10 protein-coding genes are annotated in these 13,239 nt (G+C 64.0%); 6 read left to right on the forward strand and 4 right to left on the reverse strand.

Translation table 11 applies throughout. From position 1 onward, the window contains the following. The first annotated feature begins 27 nt into the window (after window positions 1-27). Window positions 28-519: a zf-HC2 domain-containing protein gene (locus ACLJEU_RS16530; RefSeq protein WP_414660410.1), complete on the forward strand. Its 492-nt coding sequence runs from the start codon at window positions 28-30 to the stop codon at window positions 517-519. 139 nt (window positions 520-658) lie between these two features. On the opposite strand, the gene ACLJEU_RS16535 is transcribed toward ACLJEU_RS16530, so the two are convergent. Together ACLJEU_RS16535 and ACLJEU_RS16540 are read right to left on the reverse strand one after the other, a co-directional pair. Then, on the reverse strand, window positions 659-2,065 hold the full coding sequence (locus ACLJEU_RS16535) for a PDZ domain-containing protein (protein ID WP_414660409.1): 1,407 nt from the start codon (window positions 2,063-2,065) through the stop codon (window positions 659-661). Continuing rightward, complete coding sequence (locus ACLJEU_RS16540; RefSeq protein ID WP_414660408.1) at window positions 2,062-3,354, reverse strand: trypsin-like peptidase domain-containing protein; 1,293 nt, start codon at window positions 3,352-3,354, stop codon at window positions 2,062-2,064. Before ACLJEU_RS16540 ends, ACLJEU_RS16535 begins: the two co-directional genes overlap by 4 nt. A gap of 152 nt (window positions 3,355-3,506) precedes the next feature. Here ACLJEU_RS16540 and leuS point away from each other — a divergent pair, with 152 nt between their 5' ends. From leuS to ACLJEU_RS16560, 4 genes are all read left to right on the forward strand, one after another. After that, on the forward strand, window positions 3,507-6,077 hold the full coding sequence (gene leuS, locus ACLJEU_RS16545; protein ID WP_414660407.1) for a leucine--tRNA ligase: 2,571 nt from the start codon (window positions 3,507-3,509) through the stop codon (window positions 6,075-6,077). Between the two features lie 10 nt (window positions 6,078-6,087). Further along, window positions 6,088-6,936: an LpxI family protein gene (locus ACLJEU_RS16550; protein WP_414660406.1), complete on the forward strand. Its 849-nt coding sequence runs from the start codon at window positions 6,088-6,090 to the stop codon at window positions 6,934-6,936. A gap of 117 nt (window positions 6,937-7,053) precedes the next feature. Continuing rightward, the gene (locus tag ACLJEU_RS16555; RefSeq protein WP_414660405.1) at window positions 7,054-7,530 is read left to right on the forward strand and encodes a bifunctional nuclease family protein; all 477 of its coding nucleotides are present in this window, start codon (window positions 7,054-7,056) and stop codon (window positions 7,528-7,530) included. 8 nt (window positions 7,531-7,538) lie between these two features. After that, window positions 7,539-8,636 carry a tRNA dihydrouridine synthase gene (locus ACLJEU_RS16560; RefSeq protein ID WP_414660404.1) on the forward strand — a complete coding sequence of 366 codons (1,098 nt, stop codon included), beginning with the start codon at window positions 7,539-7,541 and terminating at the stop codon, window positions 8,634-8,636. Window positions 8,637-8,912: 276 nt separating this feature from the next. On the opposite strand, the gene ACLJEU_RS16565 is transcribed toward ACLJEU_RS16560, so the two are convergent. After that, window positions 8,913-9,452, reverse strand: coding sequence for an iron-sulfur cluster assembly protein (locus ACLJEU_RS16565; protein ID WP_414660403.1), 540 nt, complete (start codon window positions 9,450-9,452; stop codon window positions 8,913-8,915). 187 nt (window positions 9,453-9,639) lie between these two features. Beyond that, window positions 9,640-11,466 (reverse strand): signal peptide peptidase SppA, encoded by a 1,827-nt coding sequence (gene sppA, locus ACLJEU_RS16570; protein ID WP_414660402.1) that lies wholly within the window; start codon window positions 11,464-11,466, stop codon window positions 9,640-9,642. 179 nt (window positions 11,467-11,645) lie between these two features. Here sppA and ACLJEU_RS16575 point away from each other — a divergent pair, with 179 nt between their 5' ends. After that, on the forward strand, window positions 11,646-13,145 hold the full coding sequence (locus ACLJEU_RS16575; protein WP_414660401.1) for a TonB-dependent receptor: 1,500 nt from the start codon (window positions 11,646-11,648) through the stop codon (window positions 13,143-13,145). The last annotated feature ends 94 nt before the right edge of the window (window positions 13,146-13,239 follow it).

Genomic DNA, 13,239 nt, shown 5'->3' on the forward strand with positions numbered 1-13,239 from the left:
CCGCTGTCGTTTTATCCGCCCACCTTCATGAACTGTCGCGAGGCTCAAAACCGGATTTTCGCCGAGCGGGACGGCACGCTCGAGGCTAACGAGCGTGCCGCGCTCGACGGGCATCTCGCCCAGTGCGATGCCTGCCGGAAAGTCCGGGCCGGCCTCGCGGCAGCGATCACGTCGTGGCAGAATGAAGCCACCGCCGCCCAGGTGCCCGATGCCGAGCGTGAGTGGCACGCCGTACGCCGCCGGATCCGCCACGAAAGTGCTCCGGCCGCCCGCCGCCCGCTTTTCACGTGGCTCGTTCTGCCCTTGGGCGTGGCCGCCGCGGCCGCCGTCGCATTCACATTGTTCGTTCCCTCGACGGTCCCGACCGTGGTGCCAGCGCCGATTGCCAACGCCACGCAGGTCGCGCGGGTGGACGCCGTGGAAGCTCCCGGCAACAACGCCTCGACGATGGTGTTCGTGGATGAAAAGAGCGGCTGGCTGATCGTCTGGGCCAGCGACGCCGCGCCGAAGCGCGGTTGAGGCCATCGCTTCGTCCGGGGCGAACGTTCGTCGTCCGATCGCCCGGTGCCGCCACACTTCAGTCATGGCTACGAGCGCCAGCGAGTGGCCGTGCGTTCGGCCCACACGGCCACTCGCTGGCGCTCGTAGCCACTCGGGCTCACTTCAATTTCACGCGCAGCACCGCCGTCTCGCCGCCGCGCGCGACGAGAATCACGAACTCCGGCCGCGCGTCGTCCTTATCGATTTCCGCGAGCTTCGCCACGGCGCCGGCGAACGTTTTCACTTCGACGCCGTCGATCTCGCGAATCCAGTCTTCCTGGCGCAGCCCGGCGATCGCCACCGGACTGCTCGGCTTCACAAAGTGCGCAATCACGCCAGAGGTCTCGGCCGCGTTCGCGCGTCGTTCGATGGCATCGCCGTAAACGAACTCCCGCACGGTCACGCCGGGCCGCTCGAAATGTTTCCGCTCCGCTTCGCGCATGAGCTTCGGCTCGTCCCCGAGCACCGCCTTGAGCTCCAACCGTTCCATGCCGCGCAACACCGTGACGGCAAACGCATCGCCCGGCGCGCGCCGCTCGATCTCGCGTTCGAGATAGGTGGCCACGACCCGATCGGGTTTCAGTTCCGGCAACGGCCGGCCATCGACCGCGAGAATGATGTCGCGCGCCAGAAGTCCCGCCTTTTCCGCGGGACTTCCCGCCAGCACCTCGCTCACCACCAAGCCGGACTGAGCCGTCAGGTTGAGAAACTTCGCCACCTCGCGGTCCATCGGCTCGAGGCCGTAGGCACCGAGCCACGCGAGCGGACGCCCCGACACGTTCTTCGGAATGCGATCGAGATACGGCAGAACTTCGCCCGCCAGGACGAACGCGCTGCTCTCCTCAACGTTGATCAACATCGTCGGCGCTGGCCGGCCGGTGCGCGAAATCTGCAGAAACGTCTGCCCGCCGGACGGCCCCGCCACGCCGACCAGCACGCCGTCACGATTGAACACCGGCAGCCCGGGCGCCGCCACTTCCTGTTGCGCAATGCCGCTGCGTTGCGGCAGCGACTGCAACAGTGCCACGTGGCTCTGCAAAATATACGGCCCGAAGTCCTCGTCCTTGCCGCGCAGCCCGATGCCCCAGACGAACTCCGCCAGCGCCGGCGCCCGCGGCTCGCCGCCTCCGGCAAACGTCGTCACCGGCACGAGCTTGCTTCGAATCGCCTCGCCCGCGCGGACGAAATGCCAGCCGGTGAACGCGTCCTGGCCGAGGTACTCGCCCGGCGTCCCCTCGGCGCTGCCCGGGAGAAACACCTTGAACTCCTTCAGCTGCCACGTCGCCGCCCGCGGATCGATCGCGCCGGAAGGCAGGATGATCGTGCCGCGCGCATCGATCACGGTGCCCATCGCCGAGGACGGCTGCCGGGCGACTTCCGTTTCGGTGACGTACTCGATGGCGACGACGCTCTTCACCCGCTCCGCCCACAGCGTCGGCAAGTCAGCCGCGGCGTGAAGCGCGAGGGGCAACAGCAGCGCCACGCCAAAACCCGCCGCGTGGCGTCGAAAGAAAGACAGCATCATGGTTTGAGAATATAAAGGGACACGCGGCGGTTGCGCTGGGTTTCCAACAAGGTCGGGGCCGGCTTCGCCTCGTAGGTCGCATGCGCCGCCTTGATCACATCGAGCGACGTGATCGGCTGCTGGTTGATCTTCGTGATGACGTCGCCGCGCGACACCCCCGACGCCTCCGCCGGAAACCCGGGCTGCACGCCGATGACCACCACGCCCGTAGTGTCATCGAGCTGGTTCTCCCGCGCAAACGCCCGCGACACCTTGCGCACGCTCAGGCCCCACTTTTCGAGCGCCCACTCCTCGCCAACGCGGCTTTCCAATTTCTCCGTGACGATCGCGTAGGGTTTTGTGTCGGCACCGCGTTTGACGAGAAACCGCAGCGTCGCGCCGACTGGCTGGCTCGCGATCAGATTCTGAATCGGCGGCAGCTGCTCGGGGAAACGGCCATCGACCTTCGCGCCCTCGATCGAGAGCACAATGTCGCCGCCGCGCAGGCCCGCCTTGGCTGCGGGCGATCCAGGATCGACGCTGTTGACCAGCACGCCGGTGTTCAGCTCGAGCGAGTAGAAGTTTTCCAAGTCCTGCAGCGCCCCCGGCACCAGGCCCACGTAGCTCCGCACGATGGTGCCGTCGCGTACCAGCCGCTCCATGACATCCTTGGCCGTGGAAGCCGGAATAGCGAAGCCGAGATTGTTGGCGCCCATGTAACCGCGCGACGAGATGCCGATCACCCTGCCGTCCTCGGTCACCAGCGGTCCGCCGGAATTGCCGGGATTGATCGCGGCGTCCGTTTGCAGCCACGTGTTGAACGTGCCCGTCTCATAGCCGCCGATGCCACGGTTGTCTTCGAAATAGCGATTCTGGTTCGAAACAATCCCGCGCGTCACCGTGCGCGTGAGCCCGTGCGGCGTTCCGACCGCGTACACTTCCTGCCCGGGATAGAGTTTGGTGCTGTCACCAAACTTCGCGCTGCTCAGTTTGAAGCCGCGGCGTTTCACCTCGGCCATGTCGATGCGCAGGACGGCGAGATCCGTCCAATGATCCCAGCCGACGAGCTTCGCGCCCACGCGTTCGAGATTGGAGAGCGTGATGTTGAGTTCGACGGCCCGCGGGCTCGCGACGTGCGCGTTGGTCAGCACGATTCCGTCCGGTGACAACAACACGCCCGAACCGATGCTGGCCGTGTAGCGGCGCGCGCCGGCTTCAAAGCCGATCTCGCGCACGTCGATCCGCACGACCGCGTCCAGCAGCTGGTTAAACCCGCGGCTCATCCCGGCCGCGACGGCGGACGAGGGCAAGTTTAGGCAAACGGAGCCGGCAAGGAGAACGAGAAGCAACCAGCCGCGTCGTAATACGCGAAGTCCTTCTCCCTTCTCCCTGCTCCTTGCTCCCGCGCTCAGCGCGAGGATTGACCGGGCGGAGAAAGGTTTCACAGTGGCGGGTTCACACGATGGCTACCAAGTGCATTGACTATAACTTCCATGAGATAGAGCCACACTGGCAATCCTTCTGGGAGCAACAGGGATCGTTTCGCGCCGAAAACAACTCGTCGAAGCCGAAGTTCTACGTGCTCGACATGTTTCCCTATCCGTCGGGCGCCGGTTTGCACATCGGCCATCCCGAGGGCTACACGGCCACCGACATTCTCGCCCGCTACAAGCGCGCGAAGGGTTTCAATGTGCTGCATCCGATCGGCTGGGACGCGTTCGGCCTTCCGGCCGAACAGCACGCGGTCAAGACCGGCACGCATCCCGCGTCGAACACGCAGAACAACATCGTGAACTTCAAGCGCCAGATCAAGGCGCTCGGGTTTTCCTATGACTGGGATCGCGAGATCGACACGACGGACCCGAAGTATTTTCGCTGGACGCAGTGGATCTTCCTGCAGCTTTTTCAGCGCGGGCTGGCCTACGTCGACGAACGCCCCGTGTGGTGGTGTCCGGAACTGCGCACCGTGCTCGCCAACGAAGAGGTCGTCGACGGCAAGAGCGAGGTCGGCGGCTTTCCCGTCGAACGCCGCAATCTCCGGCAGTGGGTCCTGCGCATCACCGCGTACGCCGATCGGCTCCTCGCCGATCTCAAGGACGTCGACTGGCCGGACTCCACCAAGCGCATGCAGGAGGCGTGGATCGGCCGCAGCGAAGGCGCGGAGATCCTGTTCGATCTCGAAAACAAGGCGCTCGGCCAGCTGAAGATTTTCACCACGCGGCCCGACACCCTCTTCGGCTGCACCTACATGGTGGTCGCGCCCGAGCATCCGCTCGTCGACACCCTCACAACGTCCGAACACAAGGCGGCCGTCGCCGCCTACCGGCAGAAAGCCGGTGGCAAGAGCGATCTCGAACGCACCGACCTCGCAAAGGAAAAATCCGGCGTCTTCAGCGGCTCGTACGCGATCAATCCCGTCAACGGCGCGCGCGTGCCCATCTGGATCGCCGACTATGTGCTGATGGGCTACGGCACCGGCGCCATCATGGCCGTCCCGGCGCACGACGAGCGCGACTATGAGTTCGCCGAGCAATTCAAGCTGCCCATCGTCCAGGTGATCGACAGCGGTGATGCGGCCACGAAGCTACCCTTCGTCGGTGACGGCTCGCTGATCAACTCGGGCGCCTACAACGGCCTGCCCTGGCCCGACGCGAAAAAGAAAATCACGAGCGATCTCGGCGGCCGCGGCGTCGGCAAGGCCACCGTGAATTTCAAGCTGCGCGACTGGCTGTTCTCGCGTCAGCGGTATTGGGGCGAGCCCTTCCCGATCGTCTGGGTGAGCGAGTCGGATTACGCGCTGGCCAAGGCCGTGCGCGGGGCGTCGCTGCCGCCCGAGCCGGTCACCTTCAAGCAAGACGGCGTCGTCCACTACGCCCTGCCGTTGCCCGCCGGTGCGCTCCCGCTGGAACTGCCCAGCGTGCAATCCTATCTCCCGAGCGGCACCGGCGAAAGCCCGCTGGCGAACGAGACCGCGTGGCTCGAAATCTGGTTCAACGTCGAGACTGGCGCCGCCGTGCCCGCGTCGAATCCGCGGCCCGCTGGCGATCGCTGGGTGCGCGGCCGCCGCGAGACGAACACGATGCCGCAATGGGCCGGCTCGTGCTGGTATTACCTGCGTTTCCTCGATCCGAAGAACGCCACCGCCTTCGCCTCACCCGAGGCGCTGCGTTATTGGGGCACGCCCGATCTGTATGTCGGCGGTGCAGAGCACGCGGTGCTGCATCTCTTGTACGCGCGCTTCTGGCACAAGGTGCTGTTCGATCTCGGTGCGGTGCCGGAGCCCGAGCCGTTCAAGAAACTGTTTCACCAGGGCATCATCCTTGGCGAGGACGGCGAGAAGATGTCCAAGAGCCGCGGCAACGTGGTGAATCCGGACACGATCATCGCGTCGCATGGCACCGACACCCTGCGCCTCTACCTCATGTTCCTCGGGCCGCTCGAGGCGATGAAGCCGTGGAGCATGCAGCAGATCGAGGGCGTGCACCGCTTCCTGCAGAAACTCTGGCGCGAACTGATCGGTGCCGACGGCGGCGTCAGTGCCAAGATCTCGGATACGGCGGATGAGCCCGCGGATTTCACGAAGATCCTGCACGAGACGATCAAGAAGGTCGGCGACGACATCGAGGGCCTGCGCTTCAACACCGCGATCGCCCAGATGATGATCTGCGGGAATGCGCTGCAGAAGGCGCCCGCCGTGAAACGCGCGAGCGCGCTCGCGTTCGTGCAGCTCGTCGCGCCGTTCTCGCCGCATATCGGCGAGGAACTCTGGTCCCGCCTCGGCGGCAGCGGCTCCGTCATGGCGGCCGCGTGGCCGGCCTACGACGCCGCCAAGCTCGTGACGACCGAGACGAAGCTGGTGTTCCAAGTGAACGGCAAGCACCGCGGCGACCAGCTCGTGCCCGTCGGCACGACGCAGGACACCGCCGTGCAGTTGGCGCGGGCGAACGCCCGCGTGGCGCCGCATCTCGAGGGCAAGACGATCAAGCGCATCATCTTTGTCCCCGGAAAAATCCTGAACATCGTCGTCGAATAAGCTTCCCGCCGTGGCCCTGCCCTCCGCCTTTCTTCCCGCCAGTTTCGACGGCCGGCGTCCGATCGCGCTGATTGCGGGCCAGGGCGTGTATCCGATGATCATCGCCGCGGCGGTGCGCGCCGCGGGGATTCCGCTGAAGCTGGTCGCGTTCGAGGAGGAAACGCGCCCGGAGCTCGTGGCGTCGTTCAGCCGCCAGGATCACCGCGTCTTCAAGGTCGGTCAGCTCGGGCACATGCTCGATGCGTTGAAGGAATTCGACGCCGGCTACGCGATCATGGCGGGGCAAATCACCCCGCGCCGGCTCTTCAAGGGCCTGCACCCGGACCTCAAGGCGACGCGCATTCTATTTTCCCTGAAGCGTCGCAACGCCGAGACGATCTTCGGCGCGATCGCGAAGGAGATCGAAGCGCTCGGCGTCACGCTGCTCGACGCGCGCGCCTTCATGGACGAGCACCTCGCCACGGCGGGTTGCATGACGGGCAGGAAGTTTCCCATCGACGCCGAGTACGTCGACCACGGCATCCAGATTGCGCGCGAGTGCGCCCGGCTCGACATCGGCCAGGGTTGCGTCGTGCGCAAGGGCACGGTGCTCGCAGTCGAGGCGTTCGAAGGCACCGACGAAATGCTCCGCCGCGCCGGAGGTTTCAAGACGGACGAAGCGTTGTTCGTGAAGACGGTGAAGACGCGGCAGGACTGGCGATTCGATGTGCCCTGCTTCGGCCTCCGCACGCTCGAAACAATGCGCGAAGCCCATCTCGGCGCCGCCGCCCTCGAGGCCGGCAAGGTCATTCTACTCGAGAAGCCCGCCGTGCTCGCGCAAGCGAAGTCGTGGGGCATCAGTTTGCTCGGCTTCGAATAAGGGCGGAGCCGGCACCGTCCGGTCATAGCTTGCGGTATCCGTCTTGTAGGGGCGCTCCTTCACCTCGGCCGGTCCCCGCTTGCACGCACGGGCGGATGGCTCCACTATGCGTTTGTCATGAAATCCGATGTCGTTCCCGTTTCCATCAAGGGCGTGATGCCCACTGCCAACGGGTGCGCCGTTTTCCTGGGCAACGATGACAAGACCTTCGTCATCTACGTCGATCATTCGGTCGGCAACGCGATCCAGATGACGCTCAGTGGTGTGAAGAAGGATCGTCCGCTGACCCACGATCTCATCGGCAGCCTGCTGCTCGGTCTCGGCGCGCAACTCGATCACGTGGTGGTCAACGACGCGCGGGAAGGCACGTTCTTCGCCCGCATCCTCCTGCGGATGGAAAACGAGCTCGGGAAAAAAATCGTCGAGCTCGATGCGCGGCCCAGCGACTCGATCGTCCTCGCGCTCCAGCAAAAGCGGCCGATCTATGTCGCGCGCCAGGTGTTCGATTCCGTCGAGGACATGACGGAGATTCTGGAAAAAGTGCTCCGCCAGCAGTCCGAAGAAACGGACGACGACGAGGAAGAGAAGACCTGAGCGGCCGCATGTCCTCTGCTGCGAGTCGTTCTCCCCTGCCCGCCGGCCTGCAATCCGGCGGACCGCTCACCGCGCTGGCGCCGATGCAGGACGTCACCGACCTGGCGTTCATGGGCGTCATCGCGCACTACGGCGCGCCGGACTTTTTCTTCACGGAGTTCTTTCGCGTTCATGCGCAGTCCCGTCCCGAGAAGCACATCCTGCGCTCGATCGACGAGAACATCACCGGCCGCCCGGTGTTCGCGCAGTTGATCGGCGAGGATCTCGGTCACCTCGCCCGCACCGCGGAGGAGTTGCTGAAGCACAATGTCGCGGGCATCGACCTGAACCTCGGTTGTCCCGCCCCGAAGGTGTACAAGAAGAACGTCGGTGGCGGCCTGCTCCGCGAGCCGAAGAAGGTCGGCGAAATCCTCGCGCTGCTCCGCGCCGCGGTGCCCGGCCTGTTCACGGTGAAGATGCGGATCGGTTTCGACGGCACGGAGCATTTTGATCGGTTGCTCGACCTGATGAACGAGCACCGCGTCGATCTGCTGAGCGTGCACGGTCGCACGGTGAAGGAAATGTACCGGAGCGACGTGCACTACGACTTCATCGGCCACGCCGTGCGCCGCGTCCAGTGTCCGGTCCTGGCCAATGGCAACGTCACGTCCGCCGCGCGCGCTGGCGCCATCCTGGCCGAAACGCGCGCCGCCGGCGTGATGATCGGTCGTCATGCCATTCGCAATCCGTGGATCTTTCGGCAATGCCGCGAAGGCGCCGCCGGATTGCCGATCACGCGGATTTCACTGTCGCACGTGCGCGAGTACATCGAGCGTCTCTATCGCGCCACGCAGTTTCCCGGCCTGCTGGAACGGTATCACGTGAACAAGATGAAGAAGTATTTGAACTTCGTCGGGCAGAGCGTGGATCCCACGGGTGCATTCCTCCACGACATGCGCCGGACCGAGACCGAGGCTGAACTGTTCGCGGTGTGTGACCGTCACCTGATGGCCGAACCCGATCGTGAATTTGTCCCCGAGCCTTACGCGGGCGTCATCGCGCGGCCCAACTGCGAGACGCCCGACGCTGCGACCGACGGCTGTTCGCTCGAAACGATCACGGCGTAAGCGCCGCGGGACCGAAGCCGAAAGAATTCATTGGCCCGCGAATCACGCGAACGGTCGCGAATTTCAGCGGTGAGATAGCATCCGCGTCCATTCGCGTGATTCGCGGGAGGCTTCCGCCTGGCTCCGGCTTATACCAATCGCTCCTTGCTTTTGGACTTCTGGATCGATCGTGGCTACGAGCGCCAGCGAGTGGCCGAACGGCCACTCGCTGGCGCTCGTAGCCACGGCTAAAGTCCAAAGGCAAAGGGCGATTGGTATTAACCGGATCCCCGACCGTTACTCGAGGCCGAGCGCCTTGCGGCCGGTCTCGGAGATCATCTGTGGGGTCCACTGCGGATCCCAGACGATGTGCACCTTGGCACGCTCGACGGTCGGGAGCGCGGCGATTTTCTGGCGGGCGTCCTCGGCAATCACCGGCCCCATGCCGCAGCCCGGCGCGGTGAGCGTCATCTTGACGTCGATCGACTTGCCGCCCGAGGGCGTCGCCTCGACCGACAAATCATAGATCAATCCCAAGTCCACGATGTTGACGGGAATTTCGGGATCAAAGCAGGTCTTGAGCGAATCCCATACCGCTTGCTCGCTGAACTCACCCACCACCGGCGCGCCGGTCTTGTCGTCGGGTGGCACGTAGCCGCCAATCACGCCGACGTTTTCCCGCGCAATGCGAAAGAGCCCGCGATCGGTGCGGACGGTGACGTTGCCGCCGAGCGTCTGCACGATGAAGACTTCCGTGTCGCGCGGCAGCGTGACGACATCGCCCGCAGGGATGACGGTGGCGGAGACGTCCTGAATCAAGTGGTGCACGTTCGACATGGAGGAGGATTTGAACGATGAAGGGTGAAAGTTGAAAGAGCGAACCTCGCGTGGCGTTGAGTGCGGGAGGGAATGAGCCCGGCATGATCGAACTCTTCCTGGAAGCCGACGTGAGGGTTCGGCTGCTTTCAACCTTCACCCTTCACCTTCCAACTTCACTCATTCTGCGTCGCCCGTTCGGCCGAGCCTAACGCAGATTCAGCGACAGCGGCATCCGGGCGTAGATGCCGTTCGGATCATTGAAGGAATTCAACATTTTCAATTCGGCCTCGATGCGGGCCGCGATTTTGGCCGAAAGACTGCTGGAGTGAGCGTGCTTCGGCGTCACGCCTTCGAGCAAATCCTGAATCGCTTCAATCAATTCCTTCTGCCGCGGGTATTCGACCAACCGGTAATTGCCGGTGACTCCCGCCTTCTCGGCGGCGAACGCAATCGCGGCGTCGAGCCCACCCAGTTCGTCGACGAGCCCGATCTCTTTCGCCTCGCGGCCAGACCAGACGCGGCCCTGCGCGATTTCCTCGACGCGCGCGGGCGCGATCTGACGCGCCTCGGCGACCTTGCCGACAAACTCTCCGTAGATCCAGTCGACCATGCGTTGGAGCACGGCGAGTTCCTCCGGCGTCTTGGGCCGGGAAATGGTGAGCGCGTCGGCAAACTTGCCGGTCTTCACGCTGTCGAACGTCAGCCCGAAATTATTCGCGAGCTGCTTCACGTCGAATTGGATTCCGAATACGCCGATCGATCCGGTGATCGTCGTCGGCTCGGCGAAAATGCGATCGCCGTAGGCGGCAATCCAATACCCGCCCGACGCCGCGTACGATCCCATCGAGACGACGATGGGCTTCACTTTCTTGATCAGCCGGATCTCGCGCTGGATCACTTCCGACGCCGAGGCGCTGCCGCCCGGGCTGTTCACCCGCAGCACAATCGCCTTCACGTTTTCGTCCTGCCGCAGCTTGCGCAGATTGCGCGAGAAACGCGTGCCGCCGATGTCGTCCGGCGAACCCTCGCCGTCCACGATCTCGCCCTCGGCATACACGATCGCGATCCGGCCGCTCTTGCCCACGGGCTTGGTGTTGTCGTGACCCTTCTTCGGCACGTCGGCCACATCGCGGGCGATCTTGGCGTAATCGATCAGCGTCACCTGCTTGAACGGCTCCTTCGAGCCGGAGCGGCCCGTCTTGGCCTTCAACGCATCGTAAACTTCATCGCGATAGGCCACGCGATCGACCCAGCCGTTTTCCTTGGCCAAGTCGGCCCGCACCATGCCCTCGGCATCGACGGTCGCCTGGATTTTTTCCGGCGTGAGATTGCGGCTGGGCCCGATGTCCGCGAGCAGGTCGGACCAGATGTCGCCCAGGAGCTTCTTCACTTCCTCGCGGTTCTCCGGGCTCATGTCCCGGCGCGTGAACGGCTCGACGGCCGCCTTGTATTTGCCGACGCGGGTCACCTGCACGTTGATGCCGTATTTTTCAAACGCGCCGGCAAAGAACATCGGCTCGCTCGCGAGGCCGGGCATCAGGATGACGCCGTAGGGATCGATCGCGAGTTCACTCGCTGCGGACGCCAGATAGTAACTCTTGGTCGTCGCGTAAGTCAGGTAGGCGGTCACGGGTTTGCCCGAGGCCTTGAAGTCCTCGATCGCGCCGCGCACCTCTTTCAGCGCGGCATAACCGGACCCGAACGCGGCGGGCGTGAGTTCACCGGTGATGAACACGCCGGCGATGCGGTCATCGTTGGCGGCCGCGCGCAGCGCCCGTGTGACCGTGCGCAGCTGCACCGTGTCCTTCTGGCCCCCGAAAAAGCTCATGTCCACCGGCGGCGGCGCATCCGAGATGTTGGTCGAGAGATCGAACACCAGATACGATCCGCGATCGAACGACGGCGTGCCCTTCTGACTTCCGCCCAATGCCGCCATCGCGGCCAGGAACCCGATGCAGAGCAGGGCGCAACCAACCGAGAAAATCATCAGCGCCACCAGCGCACCGAGCATCGAGGTGAAAAAATTCTTCATGCGTCGCGCGGACGCTACCCGCTTTCGCTGGTTCCTCCAGTAGAAAGGGCGAGTTTAACGCACGGAGACAATTAGTCCTCAGGTAAATCGGCTGCGGGCACGATAAGTTAAGCCAATCCCGCTCGCCTATGCCGACGAACACGTTGCAACCACCACCCAACCCAACACAGTCATCCCCCATGAGCGAGAAGAAGGAACTGCTGACGACGAACCGAAAGGCGCTCACGATCAACCTCGACGAGCGGAAGTACGGGACGTTTGCCGAAATCGGCGCGGGCCAGGAAGTGGCGCGCGTGTTTTTCCAGGCCGGCGGAGCGTCCGGGACCGTGGCGAAAACGATCTCCGCGTACGACATGACGTTCAGCGACGCCATCTACGGCAAGGCGCCGCGGTACGTGTCGCGCGAGCGCATCGGGCTGATGCTCGACCACGAGTACAATCTGCTGATCGAGCGGCTCGGTGCCCAGCGCGGCGAGCGCACCTCGTTCTTCGTCTTCGCCGACACCGTCGCCACGAAGGGTTTCAAGAGCAACAACGACGCCCACGGCTGGCTCGGCATCCGGTTCCAGACCGAGCCGGGCAGCGCGCCGAGCGACATCCTGCTGCACGTGCGCATGTGGGACAAGGACGCGGTCCTGCAACAGGAGGCGTTGGGCATCGCCGGCACCAATCTGATCTACGCGGCGTTCTACTACCGCGATGATCCCAAGCGGCTGATCGAGTCGCTCGTCGACAATCTCGGCATCCAGCGGCTCGAGGTGGACATGTTGAAGTTGAACGGCCCGGCGTTTGCCCAGGTCGACAACCGGCTGATGGCGCTCTACCTCGTCCAGTTCGGCCTGACCAACGCCGTCATGTTCGGACCGCAGGGTGAAGTGCTGCAGCCGTCCGAAGTGCTCTACAAGAAGGCGATCCTGGTTGAGCGCGGCAGCTTCCGGCCCGTGACGCACGTCAACGTCGACATGCTCAACTGCGCCACGTCGCAGCTGGTGCAGGAGCCCGATGCGAAGGGCAAAGACATCGTCGTGCTGATGGAGATCACGATGAACAACCTGCTCGCCGCCGGCGAACTCGACGCGCAGGACTTCCTGCAACGCGTCGATCTGCTCGGAGAGCTGGGCTTCACGACGATGATCTCGAATTACTCCGAGTATTACCGGCTGACGTCCTACTTCCGCCGCTACACGAAGGAGATGATCGGCGTGGTGATGGGCATCAACAACCTCCTCGAGATCTTCAACGAGAAGTACTACGAGCACCTCGAGGGCGGCATTCTCGAGTCGTTCGGACGGATGTTCCGCAACGCCGTCAAACTCTACATCTATCCGATGCGGCAGGAGGCGTACGATCGGTACCTATCGACCGGCGCGGTGGCGACGCCCGGATCGCACGTCGGCCACGCGTTTGCCGCCAACGTGCTGATCACCGCGAAGAATGTCCACGTAGCCGATCACCTGCGCAACCTGTACGACTACCTGCTCGAGAATCACTACATCGACTGCATCGTGGGCTTCGACCGCGATGTGTTGGGTATCTTCTCGCGCGACGTCCTCGGCCGCATCCGCGACAAGGATCCCAGTTGGGAACAGATGGTGCCGTCCACCGTGGCCACCGCGATCAAGAAGCGGCGCCTGTTCGGTTACAGCGAGCCCACACCGGCGCTGCCGACCGTCCCGTAAGGCAAAATCAACTCCGGGCAGTTTGCCCACGGAACACACGGAATACACGGAACTCTGACTTTTCCGTGTATTCCGTGTATTCCGTGGGCGACCC

The organism is Terrisphaera buseokensis (assembly GCF_047521145.2).
GTDB lineage: Bacteria > Verrucomicrobiota > Verrucomicrobiia > Opitutales > Opitutaceae > ER46.